The organism is Salinispora fenicalii (assembly GCF_000514815.1).
Taxonomy (GTDB): Bacteria; Actinomycetota; Actinomycetes; order Mycobacteriales; family Micromonosporaceae; genus Micromonospora; species Micromonospora fenicalii.
The window spans coordinates 49,880-71,308 of record NZ_KI911474.1 but is presented as its reverse complement, the minus strand read 5'-3'; the positions used below and the strand labels follow the sequence as shown (position 1 = coordinate 71,308).

Genomic DNA, 21,429 nt, shown 5'->3' with positions numbered 1-21,429 from the left:
ATCAGCAAGCCCTGTTGGCCTTCTCGTGGAACTGACTCAAAGTGACGGCTTCGCCTCGGCTCGTCAAGACCTCGTCGGGCCCGAGTGCCGCCAGTTTTTCGAGTGTGAAGTGGACCGGCGTGGGACCGGCCGCGTTATCAGAGACGCGGACTGAATACTCCTGACCTGGCTGGAACGTGCCCAGTGTCTGCTCGTCGAGCCTCCAGCCGGAGGGAACCTGGAACAAAGTGATTTCTCCGATTGGCTCTTCGGTTTCCTGGGATATCCGCCACGAGCTACTTGATGTGGTGTTGATCGGGTAAGTACTCACCCGGGTCGCCGTGAAGTTGGGGCAATCGGCCAGTATCAGTACCGTTTCTCCGCCAATGCTACGCAGCGCAGCCACCGGCGGTTTTGCTGGAGTGCATCCGCCGAGTCCGGCTGCGGCGGCGAATACCAGTAAGGCGCCCACCGCCGTATGTCGCCGCCACCTCGCCACCGATTTCTCACCAGCAGAGCTTGAGTATAAGACAGTTCCCCACTGGCTTGAGCCAAGTCGGTAGTAGTGGTTCATCATATTCCCAGTATCCCCCCATGTAGGGATTAGCCCCAATTTCCCAGGGATTGGCGTCCCCGTCCGTGCCAGTCACGAGATAGGAGAATGCCGTGCCGGAGAAGTAAAGAGTAAGAAATTGAGTCGGCACGAAATGCTGCCATTGGTCGGAGTGGCGGGCCTCGTGTTCCAGTAGGTTTGGGCCGTACGTGCTGGCATCGATCCCGCGGGAGCGCATACTGGCCCGTATTTCCGCTTCGTCCTTGAGGACGTCTACCAAATCCTGGCGACTGCCAGGATAGAGCAGGTAGTCGCCTACGGTCATGGGTCGACCGTTTGGCGTATTGACGTTGTAGCAGATCATTTGCTTGGTTCCGGCGGTGCAATCACCGCCCACCAGCCACATCGCGGCTTGGGCGAGTCGGTTGTTGCCTAACAACTCGTTTCCCGTCCTGAGGGGCAGTTCGCCGTCCGCAGGAGGCTGGTCCAGCGGCGGTGGGTCCGCCGGACCGCCCGGGTTCTCTGCGGCCTCTTGGCGTTGCAGCTCGATTGCCGACTCTAGGGCTGCCGCGGCCTCGGCTGCGGCAGCCTCGGCGCTCTTGCCGGCCGCGATGGCGGAGGCGCGGGCATCAGCGGCGGCGTCGAAAGCCGCGCTGGCGTGTAGGCGGGCCTTCGCCGCGGACGCGTCAGCCTGTGCGGCCGATTGCGCGGCTGCCGCCGCGTCATTTTGCGCGGCGACGGCAGCATCCCGGGCCACCAGTGCAGCCTCGACCGCCTGGGTCGCTGAGGCCGCCGCCGCCTGGGCCGACTGTTGAGCATCGTCGGCGGCCGTGGCGGCCTCGTTGGCGGCCTGTTCAGCCAGTGCCGCCTGCTGTGCCGCGTCCGCCGCGGCGTTGCGGGCGATCGCCGCCACTCGGCCGGCCTCGGCAGCATCCTCCCGGGCGAGCGCGGCGAACTGGACTGCGTCGGCCACCAGGCTCTGTGCTCGGGCGACGTGGGTGGCTGTCTCCGCGTCTCGGCGCTGCGCGCGGTACTGGCCGTCAGCCAGGAAGTCCTGGAGGTAGGATCGTGGTCCGTCGAGGGCGATCATCGCCGCTGACTCCACCTCCGGGCCGCCGGCGGTCATGATTTGACCCACCTTGATTCGGTCGTCCTGCTCAGCCGCCTCATACTGGCCGGTCATCAGGAAGTGGTGCCGGTCCTCGTCGGTGCCGTTGAGTGCCGCCTGGCCGGCGGCACTCATCGTCGGACCGCCGTCGGTGATCAGCTGACCGATTCGGATTCGGTCGTCCTCCTCCTTGCCTGGGTAGTACCGGGTCCGGAGGAACTCGACGACATCCTCGTGCGTCCCGGACAGCGCCTCGTTGGCAGCTGTCCGCAACTCCGACTCGCCGAGGGCGGCGATGTGTCGCACGCGGGCCCGGTCGTCTTCCTCACCAGCCACTCGCCTGCCGTCGGCTAGGAAGTCCCGCAGATCCGCCTCCGTGCCGGCGAGGGCGGCTGCGGCAGCGGACCGGGTCCAGGGTCCGCCGGTCTGCACCAGCCGGGCGGCCGCCCGCCGTCCGCTGGACAGCACTGTGGCCGTTGGGGCGTCCGGCGCCGTCGCCTCGGCCAGCCACTGCTGGGTTTCAGCGTCGAGACGCTCCGCCTCAGCCTTGTCCTCAGCTATCTGGGCCAGTGCGGCCGCTTCCTCCGCTTGGGCATCAGCAGCATCCTCCCTGCCGTAGGTGGTCTGTTCGGCGAGCCGCTCGGCATCGGCCTGGCGAGCATCCTCTTCCACACGGATGGCCTCTGTAGCAGCGGTGGTGGCGTCGTTGGCCGCCGCCAATGCCTGGTTTGCATGTTCCGTCGACTTAGCTGCTGCGGTCGCGGCGTCCCCGGCGTGTTCAGCGGCGTCGTCGGCGGCCGCCGCTGCGGCCTCGGCATGCTGCGCAGCCTTGGTCGCCTGCTGGTAGGCGACCAAGGCGGATGCGGCTGACTCCGTAGCGAACCGCTCCGCCGCATTAGCGGCTCGGGTGGCCGCCGCCGCATTTCGCTGTGCGGCCGCGGCTGCTGCCGCGGCCCGAGCTGCCTCTCTGTCAGCCACGTTGGAGTAGCCACTGGCGGCAGCGGCGGCCGCCGCTGCCGCGGCGGCGTTGGTGCCAGCGCTGGCAGCAGCGGTGGCGGCGCCGCTGGCCTCCTGCGCCGCCTCTCCGGCAGCCTTGGAGGCAGCTGCCGCCTCGCGGGCGTTGGCCGCAACATTACGTGCGGTGGCAGCGGCTTGTCGGGCTGCCTCGGCCTTTCCTGCGTCCGTAGCCGCTGCTGCAGCGGCTCGGAACGTCCGGGAGGCCTCCCTGCCGGCCATCGCCGCCGCGGAGGCGGCCCGCGCCGCTGCGTTTGCGGCCAGCCGCGCTGCGGCGTTGGCCGCCTTGGCGGCGCTGACCGCCGTACGCGCCGCATCGGCGGCCCGCGCGGCCGCATCAGCCGCGCGGGCCGCTGCCCGGGATGCCTGCTTGGCCGACCCCTCGGCCGCCTCTGTCTCCGCCCGAGCCCGCTCGGCGGCCTCCCTGGCCAGCCGGGATGCCTCCAACGCCTGATCGGAGGCGTTCTTGGCGGCCTCGGTTTCCTCTGCCGCCAGCTCGCGTGCCTCCTTGGCGCGGCTGACCAATTGTGAAAGCGTGCTGATCTCTTGGTCCCGGGCTCGAGCGACATGTTGTCCAAGCACGAGGAACTCACGCAGATCGCGATCGCCGCCAGCATTGAGCGCCTGTTGTCCGGCGTCCTTTACTACAGGGCCGCCAGCGGTGATGATTTGAGCAATCCGTATCCGGTCATCAACCGTACGGGCTTCATGGAGGCCGAAGAACAGAAAATTCTCCACGTCCTCTGTCGTGCCATTCAACGCCTGCTGGCCGGCTGTCTTCACCTGAATGCCGCCGACCGAGATCAACTGCGCGACTCGAATCCGGAGGTCAGTCGAGAGTGGTTCGCGATAGCCCTCGTCGAGAAAGGCGCGGACGTCCTCGGCGGACCCGGCCAGCGCCTGCTCGGCCGCCTGGCGGGTACTCGGTCCACCGATAGCTTGGTACTGAGCCACTTTCGTTCGGTCATCGTGTGCGAGTGCTTCGGCGTAGCCTACGTCTAGAAAAGTGCGCACGTCGTCGTCCGAGCCGATGAGCGCTGCCTCGGCTGCCCGGGCAACCTCCGGGCCGCCGTTGAGCAACAGTTCGAGGCAGCGGTTACGGTCTGCGGCCGTAACCTCAGCGGCGCTTGCTGGACTGACTATGAGTCCAGAAAAGAGGGTTAATATCGCAGTGGTTGCGACCCCCCGACGAATGGCTTGCCAACGTTTTCTTCGCACCGAAACCTCCAAAGTGATGGACCGGTGAATCCTGCCGGCATTAGCTCGGCGATGTGAGATTAGCAGCATCGTTGATACGAAGATGTCCGTAGATTCGATACCCGAACTACCCGATAAGGCTGCTAGGTTTCCAGTCATGCCATCATAAAAGGGAGTATTGGATGGCGAAAGTTGTGTTAGCAGGCCAGATGGTGGGGTGTTCCTGGCCAGGGTTGTCGATCCGGACGACGTGTGGGCATTAGATGCCGGGGAGGTCGTCGGCGTACGGGCGGTGCTCATCCATTGCGAGAGCGAAGCCGCCCGCGACTTCTACTTAAGCTCAGTAAGGTCACCATCCCCGGGTGGAGTATGAGGGCTGCCACTTTGCCCTCGGTGTCCGCCCCGGCGGCGGATACCGGTACCAGGTCGGCGGCGTCTTGGCGGCGCAGCCGCACCCCACGGGGTGCGACAGTCGGAAGTGCGTGGGATCGCTGGAACAGAACAGGCGCCCCACCCCGGGAAGGGGTGGGGCGCCGATGGTTGGCCAGTCTGCGCTAGCCCGGTGTCGGTGTCGGTGGCCGGTGACCCCCTCGGGCCGCCACCCACCGACTTACTCAGATGCCGCTTGCTTTCGTGCAGTCCGACGACGGTTCCAGGCTGAAGTCGAGGGTTGCGACGAACCCTGCCTCAACCCGGATGCGGTTGAACTCCGGAACCCAACCGTCCTTGGCGACGATCACGTCGTAGCGGCCCTTGGGCAGCCAGACTGTGTACTTGCCGGAGGCGTCCGCCTTCAGGGTGAAGCCGGCGCCGCTGCCGGCCGCGTTCACCCGGACGGTGGCCGGCACGCCGACCGTCTCCCCGCCGCAGGTTACCCCGGTGACCGTGCCCTGCAGCTTGCCCCAGCTCCTCGGCGGAGACACGTTCATCTCCACCTTCACCGGCGGGACCGAGTTCGGCACGTCGGCCGCGAACGCCAGCTCGCCGCTGTAGCGGCCGGGCTGCTCGACCCCGGCCTCAGCGGTGGCCGTGAGGGTCACCTGCAGCTTGCGGGACTCGCCCGGCTCCAGCGTGAAGCTGGACGGCGAGGTGCTCAGCCACGGCAGGTCCGCCTCCGCGGTGCACGATCCCAGCCCGCCGAGGTGTTCGGTCTCCGCCGATCCGACGAACGAACTGGGCGAACCGCCGATCCGGTAGGTGCCGCACGCGGCGGCCCCCCGGTACCGGCTGAACTCGGCGTTCGGCAGGTCCTGCCAGGATCCGGACGCCGGGTCGTAGGCGATCGTCTGGTTCGTCACCGTGGTGGAGCCGTCGGTGACCCCGCCGGCCAGCACGAGCATCCCGCCGGCCGAGGTGTACGACGAACCCCACAGGTTCAGCGGCATCTCCTCGATCGGGCTCCAGGTGTCCGACGCCGGGTCGTACCGGTAGCCGTCGGTGAATTCGCCGCTGGTGGTGGTGCCGCCGGCGCAGTAGACCTGGTCGCCGATGCCACCGCAACCCATCCAGGCGACCGGGTGCGGGTAGGGGGCAAGGGTGGTGAAGGTCTCGGTCTGCGGGTCGAACGCCACCGTCTTGTCAGAGGCGGTACAGGAGCCGTCGGTGCAGCCGCCGACCAGATAGATCTTGCCCCCGGCGACGGCGGTCCCGGCGGCCGCGACCGGTGCGGGGTTGGTCACCCCGTCCATGCGGCTCCAGGTTTCGCTGTCCGGATCGAAGACATCCACGGCGGCGTCGGGGCTGCCGTTGTCGGCCCACCCACCGGTCACGTAGATCTTGCCGCCGACCGCCGCGACGCCCGGCTTCGCCCTCGAACTGGCCAACTCCGGCAGTTCGGACCAGGAGTCGGCGTCCGGGTCGTAGACCCAGACCTTCTTCTCCAGCCCACTGCCGGTGCCACCGCCGATCGAGTACACCTTGCCGTCCAGGGCGACGGCGGAGTTGTCGAAGACCGCCCCCGGCAGGTCTGCGACTCGGGTCCAGGCGTCGTCCGCCGATGGGCCGGTCTCGGCCAGCGCGCCACCGTACCGGGGCCCGGTTTGTGCCATGCTGATGCCCTTCACCGTGACCTCGCGCAGCGGGGCTCCCGGCTGGTTCAACAGCTCGAACTCGCCGGCCCGCTCCAACACCTCGACGTTGGCCGGGGCGGTGCCGGTGTTCTTCACCGTCACCCGGGTGCTCCGGGTGCTGCCGTACGGCTGGTGTGACTCCACCTCGGCCGGGGTGACCGTGAGCTCTCCGGCGGCGAGCGCGATGTCGGCCCGCTGCACGTCGTCGGCGGTGACCGTCACGTCCTGGGTGGCCAGCGGGTACGGCGTCCGCTCCGCGGTGAACGGGTGGGTACCGGTGAGGCTGGAGAAGAGCCAGTAGAAGCCGTCCGACTCCGCTGGGTCGTCCGGCGTGCCAGCCGAGACCGCCTGGTCTTCGGGCTGATCCACGCTGGTCACGGTGACGCCGTTGATCGGTTCGCCGGTGTTCAGGTCGGTGGTGGTGCCGACCACCAAACCACCGGGCACCAGGTTGCAGTCCCGGTTACTCAGGACGACATCGTCAACCTGCCACCACCAGGAGAAGCTGCCGGCGTAGCGGAACCGTACCTGGGCCTCCGCCGCGCCGGCCGCCGGCGTCAACGGCACCTCCTCGACCCGCGGCCCGCGCAGGCTGCTGGTCTGGTGCCAGACGTTGGTCCAGGTCTCGCCGCCGTCGGTGGTGACGTCGATGTCGGCGCTGTCGCTGTTGCCGAGCGCCCAGAAGTCACTGTTGAACCGCAGCACCGGTGCGTCGGTGCCGGAGAGATCCAGCGTCGGGCTCACCAGGTCGGCGTCCTGGCTCTTACCGGCGCCGAGCTCATCACTGTCGATGATCGCGAACCCGCCGCTGCCGCCGGTCAGGTTGCCTCGCCCGCCGAGGTCCTCGAAGGTCCAACCGCCGTCCTCGGTACGGTTGACCACCGACCAGCCCTCCGGCGTGGTGGTGTCGGCGAAGTCCTCGGTCAGAAGGGGGTCACCGTAGCTGCCGTTGTAGCCGGCGGCCGTGCAGGCTGCCTCGACCGGAACGGCCAGGTCGACGGTGGTGCCGTCGCTGCCGACCGGTACCTCCCGGGTCACCGTCTGGTAGTCCGGGTACTGCGGGGTGGCGGTGATCGAGTAGGTGCTGTTGCCGGGCAGGGTGGCCGACCATTCTCCGCTCACCGGGTCGGTGAAGACCGGGTCGCCCGGCTTACCGGCGATGTCGATCTGGGCGTAGAGCGGCCAGCCGTGCCCGGAGCCGTCGGTGACCTGACCGCTCACCGTGACCATCGGGTGGGGGACGAGCGCGAAGTCTCGGGTTACCGCCCCGCCCTCGTCCACCACGAAGGTGTCCGACTGCGACTCGTAGCCGTACACCGTGGCCGTCACCGTGGTCTCGCCAGCCGGCACGGTCAGCGAGTACCGGCCGTCGGTGCCGGTGGTGGTGTCGCGGGTGCCGTCGTCGATGGTCACCCCGGCGATCGGCTCGCCGTCAGCGGCTGAGGTCACCGTGCCGGTGACCCGCCCGACCGGGCCGCGGGGGGCCTCGTTGACCGACGCGTACGCGTCGAGCCGACCTTCGCCGAAGACGTTGTTGTCGGCCGCGGTCCCGCCGCAGCTGGTGTCATCGACGTCGCGGGCGGTGCGGTCCAGCAGCGCCTCGGTCGCCGGCAGGTCCCGGCGGAGGCTGGGCGCGACCGACCAGATCAGGGCCGCCGTGCCGGCGACGTGTGGGGCCGCCATGGAGGTGCCGCTGAACGAGGCGTATCCGCCGCCAGCGACGCTGGAGCGCACGGAGACCCCGGGCGCGGCGATGTTCGGCTTGATCAGCTCGGTGCCGGAGCCACGGCCGGAGAAGCCGGCGATGGCGCCGCTCGACGCGTACGCCCCGACGGCGTACGAGCTCTCGTAGTCTCCGGGGGAGCCGGCGCTGCCGCAGCTCGGGCCGGCGTTGCCGGAGGAGAAGACCGGGAGGATCCCGGCGGCCCGCCATGCCTCGACGGTCTGCTGGTACCAGGGGTCGTTGCCGCCGCCGCCCCACGAGTTGTTGACGATGTCGGGGCGCAGGTCCGGGCGGGGGTTCTCGCCGTTGGCGTCGGTCGGGGCCAGGATCCACTGGCCGGAGGCGAGCAGCGACGGGTCCGAGCAGGTGGTGAACTCGCAGCCCTTCGCCGCTATCCACCGGGCACCCGGTGCGACGCCGATCTGGTTGTCGCCCCCGTCGTCACCGACCATCGTGCCCATGGTGTGCGTGCCGTGGTCGTTGTTGTCACAGGGTTCCGAGTCGGAGCAGATGCCCGTCGGGTCGAACCAGTTGTAAGAGTGGTCGAAGCTGCCGCCGCCGAGGTTGCCCCGGTAGGAGTTGACGAGGGCGGGGTGGTCGTGCTGCGTGCCGGTGTCGATGTTGGCCACCACGATGCCTTCACCGCGGTCGCCGAACTCGTCCCACACCTGGGGGGCGCCGATTTCGGCGATGCCCCACTCGACGGCGTCGATGCGGGCCTCGGCCTCGGCTGGCGTCGGCTCGATCAGCTGACGGCTGCGGATCGGCTCGATCTGCTTGACCTCGGGTCGGCTCGCGATCTCGTCGATCAGGGCCCGGTCACCGTGGACCTGGATGGCGTTGGCGATCCAGTAGGACGTGTGCTCCGCTTTCCGCGCGTCGAGCAGCCGCAGCAGGTCGGCTTGGGTGCGTTCGGCGGTATCGGTCAAGAGTTGGTGGACCGCGCGGGCCCGGTCGTCGGGCGCTTGCACAGTCGCGGTGCTGGCGAGCGGTGCGGTCTCCCGTAGGTAGACCAGGAAACTGGTGCTGTCGCTGGTCTCCAGCAGCTCGGGCGCGACGGTTGCCCGCTCCGACGCGCCGGGCGGCGACGCGGCGAGCGCGGGCTGGGCGCTCAACCCCAGCGCCAGCGCCCCGAACGCGACGGCCAGACGCCCCAGGCGTGACCGCGCGGATGGTCGTACGAACACGTGTCCTCCCCACGTCCACGGGTCCGGGCTGTTCCGAGCCCGCGCCAGCCATGCTTGTGAAAACACCGACGCTGATCAATATATTGTCTCGGTCAGTATTCGATCAGTGACTGGGCGAGGTTCTGGCCGTACGCTGACTCGGTATTCAGCCGGGCTCATCTCGGCGGGGTGATGCCCGGCATGTCAACGCGGGTGCCTGGGGAGGCAGCGTGTCTGAGGGGAAAGGTCCGATCGTGGTCTGCGTGAGCCCCGACATGGCCGTGCGCGAGCGCGTGTTGCGTCGGCTCGACGGGGTGGGGCCGGTGCTGAGCTGTGCTGATCTTGCGGAGCTACGGGCGATGCTCTTTCCTGAACCCTCAGTCCTCGAGGAACGGGGTGCCGGTCCACCGGAGACCCCGGTCAGCTACGGCGAGCTGGTGGTTGACCCGCCGGGGCATGTGGTCACCTGGCGGGGACGTCCACTGGCGCTGACCCGTACCGAACGGCGGTTGTTGACCCGGTTGGTGACCCCGCCGGTCCGGCTCTGGAGCTATGAGCGACTCTTCGCCGCGGTCTGGGGCGGCGCCTACCTGGGCGACACCGCGATCCTGCACTCGGCGATCAAGCGGCTCCGGCGCAAGCTGCGTCTGCTCTCCGGTGGCCCACGGGTGCTGACCGTGCGCGGGGTCGGCTACCGGCTTGTCCTGGGCTCCGACGACTCGGGCGGGTGAGGCGGCCTCCCCGGCGCGGCTGGCGCCCGGTCCGGGCCATGACACGATGGCGCGGTGAGCGCCGTCCATCCGGGGTACGCCCCACCCTCCAGCCCTGATCACCCGCCGTCGCAGCCGCGGGCCCGGCGCTGGCTGATCGCTGTCACGGCGGCCTGGGCGGTGCTGCTGGCGGGGCTGGCCTGGTGGTCGGCCCGCACCGACGAGCCGACAGTGCGGGAGCAGCGCACGATCGAGCAGGCGGCGCCGGTGGTCGACGCGGCGGTCGGCCAACTGGTCGCGGCGCTCGACGGCGCGGCGTGGGCGATGACCCCGTCCCACACGGAGCGGGGCTGCCGGGTCACGCCGGTCAGCACGGGCGCCGAAGTTACCCGCGGGATCGACGTTCTGGTCGTCGAGGGAGGTGAGCGCGACCTGCTCAGCCGCGTCGCCGACGCGCTGCCCCGGCGGTGGCGGGCCGGCGTTCGGGACGCCGCCGAGGGTCCGCTGTTGCGCGCCGACGCCGGTGAGTTCGTCCTGGTCGAGGGGGAGTCAACGAGCCCGGGCCGGATTCGGTTTGCGGTACTGACTGGCTGTCGACCGACCGACTCCGCATCCGGCGATCTGCTGCCCGGGAACCCGCCCGAACCAGCGCTCCGTGCCGCGTTGCAGGCGCTTGGCCGTCCGGTGCCAGAGCATGTGGATCGGATTTGGACCTCGTGCCCCGGCGGCGCGAAGGCCTGGACCGAGCGGGTGGCGGCTGGCCCCGAGCCGGCATCGTTGAGCGCCCTGGCTCCGTTGGCCGCCGCCGGCACCGTTGTGGTCGACACCCCCGAGGTGTACGCCCACCGGAGCGGTAGCGACCTGATCGTCGCCGATGCCACCGGCGACCAGCTGCACGTGATGCTCTCCAGCGGCTGCGCGGAGTGACACCTAGTAGACGAGTGCCCGGGCCTCCTCGGCCATGACTTCCTCAAGGAAGACCGCCGAACCGGCGATCCGGACACCTGACAGCACGTCACCAGGCCCGATGTCCCGACGGGCCGCGCACTGCGTGCAGGCGGTCACCCGGCCCGTCGTCAGGAGCACGTGCAGCAGCTCGCCCAGCGGCGCCGCGTGTGGCAGCTCGAACTGCTGCGCCCGACCGGGTAGCGCGAACCAGGTCGCCTCACCGGTCAGCCAGAGCGAGACGTCAACTCCGGCGGCGGCTGCGGTGGCGGCGATGGTGAACGCCTGTGCGCACCGCTCCGGGGCATCTACTCCGGCGGTGACCTTGACGACGAGGGTTCGGCCCACGAGTGCCAGCATAGGATAGTCGCCGATGGTCACCGAGATAGGGTTCGTAAGTTTGCTGGTCGCCGCGCTGGGCGGGCTCGCCGGCGGCTTGGTCTACCTTGCCGTACGCATATCGAGAGGGCAGTAGTGAGTGACGAGAATCCGCTTCAGCCGCCGTGGCTGAACGCGCCTCCGGTGGACCCGTACCCCTACGAGGAGAGCCACGACCTACGTACCGGCCCGAAACTACACCCCACTCTGGACGGCCTGCTGCCGTACATCGGGGTGTGGCGGGGTCGGGGCCGGGGCGGCTACCCCACCATCGAGGACTTCGACTACGCGCAGGAGATCCGGATCAGCCACGACGGCCGGCCCTTCCTCTGCTACGAGTCGCGCGCGTGGCTGCTGGACGAGCAGAGCCGTCCGATCCGTCCCGCCGGGCGCGAGATGGGCTGGTGGCGGCCGGTACTCGACGGTGACGACCGGGCGACCAACGAGTGGGAAGCGCTGATGAGTACGCCCACGGGTGTGATGGAGCTGCACCTCGGCAAGCGCAACGGCACCCAGCTTGAGTTCGCCACCGACGCGGTGGTCCGCACCCCCACTGCGAAGGAAGTGACCGCCGGTCACCGCCTCTTCGGCATCGTGGAGGGCGCCCTGCTCTATGCGCAGGAGATGGCCGCGGTCGGCCACGGCCTCTCCCCGCACCTGTCCGCCCGGCTGGTCCGGGTGGGCGGCTGAGGTCAGTTTGGCTGGTCCGGGTGGGCGGCTGAGGCCGGCTGGTCGTCGTCGGGCGGGACGGGGAAGCCGAGTAGGGCCTGCAGCCGCCGGGTGTAGGCCGACCGGGGTCGACCGACGCCGTCCAGGACGCGGACCTCGACCAGGCCCCGGACCGACGAGCTGAACCAGACCGCGTCCGCGGCGTGCAGCTCGGCCGGGGTCGCCAGCTGCTCATGCGCGCCCAGCCCGACCTGTTCGACATTGGCCAGCAGCCAGGCGGCGGTGGTGCCGGGCAGGATGCCGGCCGCGGCGGGCACCGTACGCAGCGCCCCGCCGGTGAGCCAGAGGACGTTGGCGGTCGGCCCCTCCAGGACGTACCCGTCGGTGGAGGTCCAGAGCGCGTCGTTGACGCCGTTGCGGGACGCCCACCGGCGGGCGGCGTTGTGCACCGCGTACGACGTGGTCTTGCTGCCGGTGGGCAACCAGTCCAGGCCGGCGCGGCCGCGGGCCGGCACGCCCAGTGGCAACGTCGCCACGGTGATCCCGTCCCGGCGGGCCGTCTGAGCCGACGGCGGTACCGGGGTCAGCGTGGCGTACGCGGTCGCTGCACCGCCGGCCACGCCTCGGGTGCAGACCAGCCGCAGCGCTCCCTCGACCTCGGTGGGCCAGTCGACGCAGATCTCGTCGAGCAGCGCGACCAGGGCGTCGGTCGGCGGCAGGGTTAGGCCCATCGCCGGTGCCGCCCTGGTCATCCGTTTCAGGTGCGCCTCCCGCAGCCAGGGCCGGCCCGCCCGCAGGTGCATCGTCTCGAAGAGGCCGTCGCCGTGTAGGACGCCCAGGTCGTCGCCGCGCAGCACCGGCTCAGTGACCGGCACCCGGCCACGCCCGAGCACCGCGATCCTCGCCGTCGTCATGGCCGCCGAGCATAGGGCCCGGGCGGGCTGCGCCGAGTGAGGCCTGGCCCGGCACCACCGACACGGGCTCCGGCAGAACGGGCCCGCAGAACGGGCCCGCAGTACGGGCGAATGATGTTCGGCCCGAGCGAACTATGCTTGGACGGTGTCCGAATCCTCCCTCGCGGAACTGCTCCGGGCCCGTGGGCTGCGCTTAACGGCGCAGCGGCAGCTCGTCCTCCAGGCGGTGTTGGATCTGGGGCACGCCACCCCGGAGCAGGTCCACACGGCTGTCCGGGCGGTGGCTGCAGGGGTCAATATCACTACCATCTACCGCACGCTGGAGCTGCTGGAGCGGCTCGGCCTGGTGACGCACACCCATCTCTCGCACGGCTCGCCGACCTTCCACGCGGCCGGCGCGGACCAGCACGTACACCTGGTCTGCCGGGAGTGCGGCGCGATCGACGAGATCGATCCCGCCCTGTTGCGCCCGTTGGCCGACCAGCTTGCCGAGCAGCGGGGGTTTCGGGTGGACGTCGGCCACGTCTCCCTATTCGGCCGTTGTGATCGTTGTGAGAACGGGGTGCAGGAATGATCGACATTGCTGGGGCGGTCTCCGTCGAGAGCATCGACGAGGAGAGCCGGGATCAGCCGGAGCCGGCGCACGCCGCGGCGGGGGTCCGCTCGGTGGCGGCGCACTACGGGGATCCGCTGCGCGAACAGCGCACCCTGGAGACTGGGGTCGGCCTGGTTGACCGTTCGCACCGGGGGGTGATCGCGGTGCCGGGCGAGGATCGCCTCGGCTGGCTGCACACGCTCACCACCCAGCACCTGGCGGACCTGCCCGATGGGCAGGGCACCGAGTTGCTGGTGCTCTCCCCGCACGGGCACGTCGAGCAGCACGCGATGGTGGCCGAGGAGGGCGGTACGACCTGGCTGGACACCGAGCCGGGCGACACCGGTGGGCTGCTCGGGTATCTGGAGCGGATGCGCTTCTTCAGCAAGGTGGAGCCGCGTGACGTGACGCCGGACCACGCCCTGCTCTCGCTGGTCGGGCCGGCGGCGGTGGACGCGGTGGCGACGCTCGGCGTCTCCGGTCTAGCGGAGCCGGACCTGCTCGAGGTGCCCGGCCCGAAGTTCCGGGCCGGTTCGGTGCCGCCCCGGTCGACGGTGCGCTACGACGTCCGTGCGCTACCGATCGGGGGTTGGGCCCGCCGTGGTCCGCTCGGCGTCGACCTGTTGGTGGCTCGGGAGGCCATGGGCCGGGTGGTCGCCGAGCTGCGCGGCGCGGACGTGCCGGTCGCTGGGCTCTGGGCGTATGAGGCGGTACGGGTGGCGGCCCGCCGGCCTCGGGTCGGGCTGGATACCGATCACCGGAGCATTCCGGCGGAGGTGGGCCTGGTCGAGCCGGCCGTACACCTGGAGAAGGGCTGCTACCGGGGGCAGGAGACGGTGGCCCGGGTGCACAACATGGGCCGACCGCCGCGTCGGCTCGTCCTCCTGCACCTGGATGGGGTGACCACGGACCAGCCACCGTCGGCCGGTACGCCGGTGACTCGGGATGGGCGGACGGTCGGCTTCGTCGGTACCGCCGTGCACCACCACGAGCTGGGCCAGGTCGCCCTGGCGGTGGTCAAGCGCAACGTGCCGGACGATGCCCGGCTGCTCGTCGGGGAGACCGCTGCGATGATCGATAGCTAGGGAAGGACCTCTGCCGGGCTCCGTTGATGGCGGAAGGGTTCAGGTAAATCAGCCGGTATGCCGGAAGACTTCCGGTCGAACGGTCGCCGGCCGGGCGACTAGGATCCGGTCATGACGACAGGGACGCTGATCACGGTTGCCCCGACCGGGGCGGAGTCGGCCAAGGCTGAGGTGCCGGCGTTGCCGGTCACCCTCGATGAGCTGCTGCTGACCGCGAAGGAGTGTGAGGCCCTGGGCGCCTCCGTGGTCCACGTCCACATCCGGGACGGGGCGGCACGGCCGACCCTCGACCAGGGCCGGCTGCGCGAGACCGTCGCGGCACTTCGCGAGCGGACCGACCTGGTCGTGCAGCTCTCCTCGGGTGGCGCCGTGAGCGATCCGGAGGCCGACCGGCTCGCCGTGCTTGATGCCGCCCCCGACATGGCCTCCTGCACGATGGGCACGGTCAATTTCGGGGCCGACGTGTTCCTCAACCGGTGGGAGTTCATCGTCGAGCTGCACACCCGGATGCAGGAGCGGGGCATCGTCCCGGAGTACGAGATTTTCGACCTGGGACACCTGACCGCCCTGCAACGCCTGCTCGGCAAGTACGGCCTGCCGGCCGGCGGGCATGTGCACGTCGACTTCGTCATGGGTGTACCCGGCGGAATGCCCGGCACTCCAGCGGCCCTGGTCGCCGCCGAGCAGATGCTGCGGGACCTACCGGCCGGCACCACGTTCTCGGCGACCGGCGTCGGTCGGAGCACGCTCCCGGTCCTGCTGGCCTCGCTCTCGGCAGGCGGACACCTCCGGGTGGGCATGGAGGACACGGTGACCTATGCCAAGGGGCAGCCGGTCGAGTCGAACATGCAGCTCGTGGCCCGCGCGGTCGGCTTCGCCCAGCTCGCTCAGCGTCCTCCGCTCACCACCGTCGAGGCCCGGGAACTGCTCGGCGTACCCGCCCTTCGCGGGTAAGTGGTGTGTTGGGGGTCGCCCCCTGACGTTGCGCTCCCAATTCCCTGTTCACCCGTCGGCTGGACGTTCCCGAAGGGCGGTAACGTCCACGCCGTGGGAAAGACGTACGAGGGCGGTGTGCCGCTCGCTGAGGTGATCCGGTCGGGTTTCGTTGAAGGCGTGCATCGTGGGTCGGTGGTGGCGCTCGACGCGACTGGCGCGGCGGTGGCGCGGGCGGGGGATGTGACGTCGCCGATCTTCCCCCGATCGTCGAACAAGCCGATGCAGACGGTCGGAATGATCCGGGCGGGCCTGCGGCTGGCCGACTCGGCTGACCTCGCCCTGGTCTCGGCCAGCCACGAGGGGGAGGACTTCCACCGGGCCCGGGTCGGTGGGTTGTTGGCGCGGGCCGGGCTCGACGAGTCCGCGTTGCACTGCCCGCCCGACCTGCCGGCCGACGAAGAGGCGCGGGCGGCGGTGCTGCGCGCCGGCGGTGGCCCGACCCGGGTTCAGATGAACTGCTCCGGCAAGCACACCGGAATGCTGCTGACCTGCCAGGCGGCGGGCTGGCCCGAGGAGGGGTACTGGCACAGCGAGCACCCGCTGCAGGAGCGGTTGCGAGCAGCGGTTGAGGAGTTCACCGATGAGCCGGCGGCGGCGGTCGGTATCGACGGCTGTGGCGCACCGGTGCTGGCTGTGTCGTTGTCCGGTCTCGCGATGGCGTACCTGCGGCTGGTGCAGGCGGAGCCGGGCTCGCCGGAGCGGGCGGTGGCGGACTCGATGCGGGCCCATCCGGAGATCGTCGGCGGTACGCGGGCCGACGATAGCCGCGTGATGCGGGCTGTGCCGGGGCTGCTCGCGAAGATTGGTGTGGAGGGGGTCATCGCCGCGGCGGTCCCTGGTGTCGGTGCGGTCGCGCTGAAGATCGACGATGGTGCCGGCCGGGCCCGGATGCCGGTGCTGGTCTCCGCGCTGCGTCGGCTCGGGGTGACCGCACCGGCGTTGGCGGAGTTCGCCGAGATCCCGCTCCTCGGCGGGGGGCGGCCGGTAGGCGCCGTTCGGTCGCTCTGGTGATCCACCGGAGCGGCGGTTAGGTGTTGCGGTGCTGGCTGCCTTTGGGGGCCGGTGCCGTGGTTCCGGCCACGCGTCCGGTCGCTGCGGCCACGTCCGGGTGCCGCGGCCACGCGTCCGGGTGCTAACTCTGGCAAGCATTTTGCTTGCAGGAGTTAGCACCGCGAGCTAGCGTTGAGTTATGGCCAGTGGTAAAGACCTTCCCAACATCGGCGGGTTCATTCGGGACCTGCGCCGGAGTGCGAAGATCTCCCTCCGGCAGCTGTCCGAGCAGGCGGGAGTCAGCAACCCGTACCTGAGTCAGATCGAGCGCGGGTTGCGCAAGCCCAGCGCGGAGGTGCTTCAGCAGCTTGCCAGCGCGCTGCGGGTCTCCACTCCGGCGATGTACCTGCGGGCCGGGTTGCTGGATGACCGAGAGGGACAGGGCGTTCTCGCCGCGATAGCCGCGGACCCCGACCTGACCATGGCGCAGAAGCAGTCGCTCACCCAGATCTACGAGACGTTCCGTCGAGAGAACGCGCGGCTAGCGGAGGCGACCGCCGCCGCCGACGCGGCATCGGCCGAGCCCGCGTCCGGCACGGTCACCACCGAATCGGTTGCCGCCCCACCCGCCACCGGCACGGTCACCACCGAATCGGTTGGCCTTCCCACCACCGAACCGGAGCCGGGCCCAGCCCAGCCGTCTGGGGCCTCCGCCGACCTGGCCAACATCGCGGTCACCGGCCCAACGACGACCGGGGGTACGCCGACCGGCGGTGCGTGAGTCGCACCGTCATCGACCCCGACTCCATCCCGTCTCGACGCCAGTGCATCCAGTCCGCCCATAGGGCGACCCCGAAGCCGCCGATGCGGTCGAAGAGGAGAAACAATGACTAGTCAGCCCAAAACCAGTCGTATCCCCGCCCCCATCTACGCCGCCGCCGGTGCCGGCGATCTGGCGTACCAGCAGCTGCGGAAGCTCCCCGCGGCCGTGACCGAGCTGCGTAACCGGGTCGCTGCCGACCTCAGCACGGTAGACGGGGCCGAGCTGCGCCAGAAGGCCACCGAGACCTTGCGCACGGCGACCGCTACCGCCGAGAACCTGCGCCGGCGGGCCGCCAGCGATCTGGACCTCAGTCGGCTTCGGGAGACCGCCACCCGTAACGCAGCCGTCGTGGTCGCCGGTGCTCAGGCCGCGCAGGAGCGGGCGGTCACCACCTACGGCGTGCTCGTCGGCCACGGGGAACGGGTCGTCGGCGCTGGAGTGCTCGAGGCCGCCGACACGGTGAACACCGACATCGAGACGACCGAGCAGGCCCCGGCACCCACCCCGGCCCAGGTCGCCGAGGCCGCCGAGACCAAGCCGGCCGCCGTCAAGAAGCGTGCCACCAAGGCCGCCGGCAAGCCGGCCGCCTCGTCAACGAAGTCGCCGCGCGCGACGAAGCGGACCCCGCCGGCCCGCGACTGACCCGCGACGACGGGCGAATGCCCTGTGGTGCCGAAGACCCCGGAAGCGGCCTGGCGGACGTCTCCGGGGTCTTCGGCATAAGCTTGCCGGCATGGCCATCGCCGCGCCGATCTTCGCCTTTGCCGTCCGCGACGTGATAGAGCTGATTCTGCTCGTCTTCGCACTCATCGTGCAGGGAGTCGCCCTCGTCCACGTCATCACCCAGCGGTCCGACGCGTTCGCCGCGGTCGGCACCATTCCGAAGGGTGCTTGGGCGGCGATCCTCGCCGTCTGTCTGGTGTTCACCCTGTTTGCCCGGATCAGCATCCTGGGACTGGTCGGCGTCGCCGCTGGGTTGATCTATCTGCTCGACGTTCGGACGGGTCTGCGGGACCTCCGGGGTGGCCGGGGGACCTCCTGGTGAGAGGCTTCCGGTGGCCGCCCCCACCGGATGGCGGCCCCCGTACCTGGGGTCCCGGGCCGAGTGCTCCCCGCACCGGCCGGCCAGCACTGCCGGAACCGGAGACGGAGCTGGTCGCCACCCCGCACGGCGTCCACCTGGAGCAGTTGGTCACCGGCGCCGGCGATCCGGTCACCGTCTTTGCGCATGGTCTGGGCAGCGGCATCGCCACCACCCGTCCCTTCGGCAGCGGCGTTACCGGTCGCAGAATCTTCTTCCAGTTCCGTGGGCATGGTCGCTCCGCCGCCCCGCCCGGTACATGGACGTACCGCGATCTCGCGCGCGACCTGCGGTCGGTCGCTGACCAGGGCCTCGCTACCCGGGCGTTTGGCGCGAGCCTGGGCGCGGGTGCGCTCTGCCGGCTGCTCGCTGACAGCCCGACGCGGTTCGACCGACTGGTCTTCTATCTGCCGGCGGTGCTGGACCGGCTGCGGGGTGATGCCGCCCGCCGCCGGCTGACAGCGCTGCTCGACGCGCTCGGCAGTGGTGATGTCGGGCAGCTCGCGGAGGTGGTCCAGCTGGAGCTTCCACCGGCCGTCCGGAACACGCCGGCCGGCTGGGCGTACCTACGGCAGCGCCTCGATCAGCTCATGCGGGACGGTCTCGCCTCGGGGCTGGTCGGCCTGCCCGGATCGGTCCCGGTCCGCGACGCCGCGAAGCTCGCCGCGGTCACGGCGCCGGCCCTGGTGATCGGTTGTGTGGGCGACGAGCTGCATCCAGTCGAGGTCGCCGAGCGGCTCGCCGCCGCGTTGCCCCAGGCCACCCTGCACGTGTACGACCGGCCTGGTGTCCTCTGGGCCAAGCGTGCCGACCTGCGGGAGCGCATCTCTACCTTCCTCAACGAGTAGCCCGGGTGGGCGGGTTGCTATCCGGCGCAGCCGGGGACGTCAACGCAGTTGTTGGGTCGGTTTTTGATTACGACTGTGCCGGTTGCGGTGTTGAGCTCGACCGTGCCGCCGCTGTTGAAGATCCCTCCGCCGTCGGTGATGGCGATGTTCTTGACCACCTTCGTGCCGACGAGGGTGGCTGTGTCAAGGTTGAAAATGCCAGCGCCTTGATCGGCCTGATTTCCGGTGATCTTGGTGTTTCGGGACACTAGCTCTGCAAGGTTGTAGATGCCGCCGCCCTCGGTGGCGGCGGTGTTGTTCGCGATGACGCTGCCTTCGATGACAACGGAGGAGTCGTCGCTGGTCGCCAAGCCTCCAGCGCGGCCCGAGGTGGCGGTGTTTCCGACCAGGGTGACGGATTTGAGCGTGAGTTGCGTGTTGAAGTCCATCACCACGCCGGCGGCCTCGGTGGCTGTGTTTTTCGTAATGTGACTTTCTGTTACGGTGCCGGTGCCGCTTATGAATACGCCGCCGATCGTTCCGGTTGGTGCGCTGTTGGCGGCGATAGTACTGTGCGCGATCTGTGCTGTTCCAAAGCTCATGACTCCGCCGCCCGCTGCGGCTGCGGTGTTGGCGTTCACCTGAGACTTTTTAACGTCGAGGAGGCCGAAGTTGGTGATGCCTCCACCAACATTGCCAGCGGTGTTGTGGCTGATGGTGGAGTGATTCACGTAGGTTCTGCCGTCGGAGCTGATTGCGCCACCGTTGCTGTCGGTGATGTTGCGGGTGATGGTGCTGTGGTTGGTGGTGAGGGTGCCGCCGGCGTTGACGAGGATTGCGCCGCCAGCATCGGTGGTGTTTCCGCCGGTGAGTTTGAGTTTGTTGAGGGTGAGGTCGCCGCCGGTGTTGACGGTGAGGATTCTGAATTCGTCTGCGGTGGCGGCGCGTTCGATGGTGGTTTGTTTGCCGCCGTTGAGGGTGATGGGGGTGGTGATGGCGGGGAGTCCGGCGCCGTCGATGTCGGCGGTGAGTAGGTAGGTGCAGTCTGTGGCGAGGTTGAGGGTGGCGCCGCCGCGGGCGTTGGCGAGGGTGATCGCGGCGATGAGCGCATCGGTGTCACAGGGGACGGGAGCGCCCCTTGGCTTCTCGGCCCTCTTCCCGTTGTCCTTGCTGTCGCCCCGGTGGTTGTCGGCGGAGGGTTGGTCGCGCTTTGTATCCCGGTCGTCGGCGGTGCGGGGGAAGGAGTGCTCGACCGCGCTGGCGGCGGGTGCGGTGCCGATGGTGGTGGTGGTGAGGGTCAAGCCAGCCAATCCGGCTACCCACCACCGCCATCCTGGTCTGGCCCGGCTTCGGTCGGCGTGGCTGGGGTCGTGGCTGCGGTGCAGGTGGTTCATTGCGGTGTTGAGGTCCTTCCCAGTAGCGGTGAGGAGCGCAATCCCGGGTTGGGTCGGGTGGCGTTCCTCGGCTACCGGGCGGCGGTAGCGGCCACCCTCACGTTAATTGCTCGGCTATCCCGTTTGGCGGTTTAAAGTAACCAATACCCAAACGTGATGGGTGTGCTGGGGCGACTAAGGTTCCGCCCCTCCTTCGTCTGGTGTGCGGAGGCGGGGCGGAACCCTTCGTGCAGTCTGTTGGAAGTTGTTAACCGGCGCAGCCAGGGACGTTGACGCAGTTGTTGGGTCGGTTTTTGATTACGACGGTGCCGGTTGCGGTGTTGAGCTCGACCGTGCCGGCGACGTTGGTGATCCCTCCGCCGTCGGTGATGGCGATGTTCTTGACCACCTTCGTGTTGAAAAGTGCGGTCGTCTCGTCGTTGTATATTCCGGCACCCATATCGGCCTGGTTGCCAGTGATTTTGGTGTCTCGTACCACGAGATCCCCGAAGTTGAAGATACCGCCGCCGACGGTAGCAGCGGTGTTGTTCGCGATGACGCTTCCTTCGACGACCACCGGGGAGCTTGGTCCGATACCCAGGCCGCCACCCCGGCCGGTTCTGGCGGTGTTTCCGACAATGGTGACAGCCCGGAGTGTGAGCTGGGTGCCGATATCCGTGCCTACGCCGCCAAGCTCCAGCCCTGAGTTGTGTGAGATGTGAGTGTCCGTGACGGTGCCGATACCGTTGACTGAAAGGCCGCCGACATTCCCGCTCTGAACCTGGTTTTCGGTAATGGTGCTGTGTGCGATCTGGACAGTGCCAAAGTTGACAACTCCACCCCCGCCGGCAGCGGCGGTGTTGGCCTTCACGTGGGACTTGTTGATGTCGAGGAGGCCGGAGCTGTTGATGCCACCGCCGATGTTGCCGGCGGTGTTGTGGCTGATGGTGGACTTCTTCAGGTAGATGGTGCCGTCGCCGGCGATGCCACCGCCGTCGCTTTCGGCGATGTTGCGGGTGATGGTGCTGTGGTGGGTGGTGAGTTCGCCGCCGGCGTTGACGAGGATTGCGCCGCCGTCGCCGTCGGTCTGTCCGCCGGTGATGGTGAGTTTGTTGAGGGTGAGGTCGCCGCCGGTGTTGACGGTGAGGATTCTGAATTCGTCGACGGCGGCGGCGCGTTCGATGGTGGTGTGTTTGCCGCCGTTGAGGGTGATGGGGGTGGTGATGGCGGGGAG

At 69.3% G+C, this 21,429-nt stretch carries 19 protein-coding genes; 12 read left to right on the top strand and 7 right to left on the bottom strand.

Annotated features, from left to right (window positions below):
• Position 1 precedes the first annotated feature (1 nt).
• From B116_RS0123435 to B116_RS0123425, 3 genes are all read right to left on the bottom strand, one after another.
• On the bottom strand, positions 2 to 451 hold the full coding sequence (locus tag B116_RS0123435; RefSeq protein WP_223874662.1) for a hypothetical protein: 450 nt from the start codon (positions 449 to 451) through the stop codon (positions 2 to 4).
• Positions 452 to 485: 34 nt separating this feature from the next.
• Positions 486 to 3,737: an ALF repeat-containing protein gene (locus B116_RS0123430; RefSeq protein ID WP_223874665.1), complete on the bottom strand. Its 3,252-nt coding sequence runs from the start codon at positions 3,735 to 3,737 to the stop codon at positions 486 to 488.
• A gap of 728 nt (positions 3,738 to 4,465) precedes the next feature.
• Complete coding sequence (locus B116_RS0123425) at positions 4,466 to 8,830, bottom strand: S8 family serine peptidase (protein WP_027661496.1); 4,365 nt, start codon at positions 8,828 to 8,830, stop codon at positions 4,466 to 4,468.
• Between the two features lie 254 nt (positions 8,831 to 9,084).
• Here B116_RS0123425 and B116_RS0123420 point away from each other — a divergent pair, with 254 nt between their 5' ends.
• Both B116_RS0123420 and B116_RS0123415 read left to right on the top strand, forming a co-directional pair.
• On the top strand, positions 9,085 to 9,540 hold the full coding sequence (locus B116_RS0123420) for a winged helix-turn-helix domain-containing protein (protein ID WP_018723766.1): 456 nt from the start codon (positions 9,085 to 9,087) through the stop codon (positions 9,538 to 9,540).
• A 54-nt stretch (positions 9,541 to 9,594) separates the two neighbouring features.
• Positions 9,595 to 10,446, top strand: a complete 852-nt coding sequence (locus B116_RS0123415) for a hypothetical protein (RefSeq protein ID WP_027661495.1) — start codon at positions 9,595 to 9,597, stop codon at positions 10,444 to 10,446.
• A gap of 3 nt (positions 10,447 to 10,449) precedes the next feature.
• On the opposite strand, the gene B116_RS0123410 is transcribed toward B116_RS0123415, so the two are convergent.
• The gene (locus B116_RS0123410; protein WP_018723764.1) at positions 10,450 to 10,824 is read right to left on the bottom strand and encodes a DsrE family protein; all 375 of its coding nucleotides are present in this window, start codon (positions 10,822 to 10,824) and stop codon (positions 10,450 to 10,452) included.
• A 13-nt stretch (positions 10,825 to 10,837) separates the two neighbouring features.
• Here B116_RS0123410 and mtfM point away from each other — a divergent pair, with 13 nt between their 5' ends.
• Complete coding sequence (mtfM, locus tag B116_RS28870; protein ID WP_018221575.1) at positions 10,838 to 10,939, top strand: small membrane protein MtfM; 102 nt, start codon at positions 10,838 to 10,840, stop codon at positions 10,937 to 10,939.
• Positions 10,939 to 11,532 (top strand): nitrobindin family protein, encoded by a 594-nt coding sequence (locus tag B116_RS0123400; RefSeq protein ID WP_018723763.1) that lies wholly within the window; start codon positions 10,939 to 10,941, stop codon positions 11,530 to 11,532. Before mtfM ends, B116_RS0123400 begins: the two co-directional genes overlap by 1 nt.
• A 2-nt stretch (positions 11,533 to 11,534) precedes the next feature.
• Here the strand turns inward: B116_RS0123400 and B116_RS0123395 are convergent, their stop codons facing one another.
• A complete protein-coding gene (locus tag B116_RS0123395; protein ID WP_027661494.1) occupies positions 11,535 to 12,425 on the bottom strand; it encodes an aminotransferase class IV in 891 nt (296 codons plus the stop codon).
• A 145-nt stretch (positions 12,426 to 12,570) separates the two neighbouring features.
• On the opposite strand from B116_RS0123395, the gene B116_RS0123390 reads away from it, so the two are divergent.
• From B116_RS0123390 to B116_RS0123355, 8 genes are all read left to right on the top strand, one after another.
• Entirely contained in the window at positions 12,571 to 12,999 is a 429-nt protein-coding gene (locus B116_RS0123390) for a Fur family transcriptional regulator (RefSeq protein ID WP_018723761.1), read from the top strand.
• Positions 12,996 to 14,105, top strand: a complete 1,110-nt coding sequence (gene ygfZ, locus B116_RS0123385) for a CAF17-like 4Fe-4S cluster assembly/insertion protein YgfZ (RefSeq protein WP_018723760.1) — start codon at positions 12,996 to 12,998, stop codon at positions 14,103 to 14,105. Before B116_RS0123390 ends, ygfZ begins: the two co-directional genes overlap by 4 nt.
• A 111-nt stretch (positions 14,106 to 14,216) precedes the next feature.
• On the top strand, positions 14,217 to 15,059 hold the full coding sequence (locus tag B116_RS0123380) for a BKACE family enzyme (RefSeq protein WP_027661493.1): 843 nt from the start codon (positions 14,217 to 14,219) through the stop codon (positions 15,057 to 15,059).
• Positions 15,060 to 15,152: 93 nt separating this feature from the next.
• Entirely contained in the window at positions 15,153 to 16,112 is a 960-nt protein-coding gene (locus tag B116_RS0123375) for an asparaginase (RefSeq protein ID WP_027661492.1), read from the top strand.
• 178 nt (positions 16,113 to 16,290) lie between these two features.
• Positions 16,291 to 16,872: a helix-turn-helix domain-containing protein gene (locus tag B116_RS0123370; RefSeq protein ID WP_018723757.1), complete on the top strand. Its 582-nt coding sequence runs from the start codon at positions 16,291 to 16,293 to the stop codon at positions 16,870 to 16,872.
• A gap of 105 nt (positions 16,873 to 16,977) precedes the next feature.
• Complete coding sequence (locus B116_RS0123365; protein WP_027661491.1) at positions 16,978 to 17,556, top strand: hypothetical protein; 579 nt, start codon at positions 16,978 to 16,980, stop codon at positions 17,554 to 17,556.
• 91 nt (positions 17,557 to 17,647) lie between these two features.
• Complete coding sequence (locus B116_RS0123360; protein ID WP_027661490.1) at positions 17,648 to 17,959, top strand: DUF2516 family protein; 312 nt, start codon at positions 17,648 to 17,650, stop codon at positions 17,957 to 17,959.
• Positions 17,956 to 18,843 (top strand): alpha/beta fold hydrolase, encoded by an 888-nt coding sequence (locus tag B116_RS0123355; protein WP_027661489.1) that lies wholly within the window; start codon positions 17,956 to 17,958, stop codon positions 18,841 to 18,843. The genes B116_RS0123360 and B116_RS0123355 overlap by 4 nt, the downstream gene beginning before the upstream one ends.
• 17 nt (positions 18,844 to 18,860) lie before the next feature.
• Here B116_RS0123355 and B116_RS0123350 read toward each other — a convergent pair whose 3' ends face one another.
• Together B116_RS0123350 and B116_RS27980 are read right to left on the bottom strand one after the other, a co-directional pair.
• Complete coding sequence (locus tag B116_RS0123350; RefSeq protein WP_027661488.1) at positions 18,861 to 20,216, bottom strand: autotransporter outer membrane beta-barrel domain-containing protein; 1,356 nt, start codon at positions 20,214 to 20,216, stop codon at positions 18,861 to 18,863.
• Positions 20,217 to 20,463: 247 nt separating this feature from the next.
• Positions 20,464 to 21,429 (bottom strand): hypothetical protein (locus B116_RS27980; RefSeq protein ID WP_033667824.1); only part of this gene is annotated, 966 nt, incomplete at its 5' end.

Bases quoted from the DNA above. Each gene is read 5' to 3' on its own strand.
- B116_RS0123410 (WP_018723764.1), bottom strand. From the start codon at position 10,824: ATGCTGGCACTCGTGGGCCGAACCCTCGTCGTCAAGGTCACCGCCGGA.
- B116_RS0123420 (WP_018723766.1), top strand. From the start codon at position 9,085: ATGGCCGTGCGCGAGCGCGTGTTGCGTCGGCTCGACGGGGTGGGGCCG.
- B116_RS0123365 (WP_027661491.1), top strand. From the start codon at position 16,978: ATGACTAGTCAGCCCAAAACCAGTCGTATCCCCGCCCCCATCTACGCC.
- ygfZ (WP_018723760.1), top strand. From the start codon at position 12,996: ATGATCGACATTGCTGGGGCGGTCTCCGTCGAGAGCATCGACGAGGAG.
- B116_RS0123350 (WP_027661488.1), bottom strand. From the start codon at position 20,216: ATGAACCACCTGCACCGCAGCCACGACCCCAGCCACGCCGACCGAAGC.
- B116_RS0123380 (WP_027661493.1), top strand. From the start codon at position 14,217: ATGACGACAGGGACGCTGATCACGGTTGCCCCGACCGGGGCGGAGTCG.
- mtfM (WP_018221575.1), top strand. From the start codon at position 10,838: ATGGTCACCGAGATAGGGTTCGTAAGTTTGCTGGTCGCCGCGCTGGGC.
- B116_RS0123395 (WP_027661494.1), bottom strand. From the start codon at position 12,425: ATGACGACGGCGAGGATCGCGGTGCTCGGGCGTGGCCGGGTGCCGGTC.
- B116_RS0123360 (WP_027661490.1), top strand. From the start codon at position 17,648: ATGGCCATCGCCGCGCCGATCTTCGCCTTTGCCGTCCGCGACGTGATA.
- B116_RS0123370 (WP_018723757.1), top strand. From the start codon at position 16,291: ATGGCCAGTGGTAAAGACCTTCCCAACATCGGCGGGTTCATTCGGGAC.